This window comes from Paenibacillus sp. 1-18 (assembly GCF_000520755.1).
Lineage (GTDB): Bacteria > Bacillota > Bacilli > Paenibacillales > Paenibacillaceae > Paenibacillus > Paenibacillus brasilensis.
The window spans coordinates 1-665 of sequence record NZ_ASSB01000157.1; the positions used below are offsets into that span (position 1 = coordinate 1).

At 44.7% G+C, this 665-nt stretch carries 1 protein-coding gene; it reads left to right on the forward strand.

Features of this window, described 5'->3' with window-relative positions:
• Nucleotides 1–665: recombinase family protein (locus L693_RS0110175; RefSeq protein ID WP_025717170.1), on the forward strand; the 665-nt coding region annotated here is incomplete at both ends.

Sequence of the window (665 nt, forward strand, 5' to 3'; positions counted from 1 at the left end):
ATTCTTTGAACGGGAGAATATTAATACACTGGATACAACAGGTGAAGTATTGCTGACCATCCTGAGTTCCCTTGCCCACGACGAGAGCCGAAACATTTCTGAAAACAGCCGATGGGGAATACTGCGTGGCTTCCAGAACGGCAAAGTCTTCTGTAACACGAACCGCTTCCTTGGCTACGATAAGGATGAACATGGTGAATTGGTGATTAACGGGCCAGAAGCAGAGATTGTACGCAGAATATACGAGGAGTATCTAGACGGCAAAAGCTATCAGGCGATTGCCAGAGGATTGATGCGAGATCACATCAAAACAGTCACGGGTGGCGATACGTGGTGGGATTCCTCCATTACCTTAATTCTGACCAATGAGAAATATTACGGAGCTTTGCTTCAGCAAAAGACGGTAACGGTAGATTTTCTAACCCACAAACGAATAAGGAATAAAGGACAGGAGCAGCAATATTTAATTGAGGACAACCATGAGCCGATTGTATCCAAGGAACTATTTGAAGCGGTGCAAAAGGAAAAGGAACGGAGAACCAAGCTGAAAGGGAGTGTGATGGGGGATAGTAAACGATACTCCAGTAAATACGCACTCAGTAGCAAAGTATATTGTGGATGCTGTGGAACCATTTTTAAACGCCGAACCTGGAACAGCAATAATC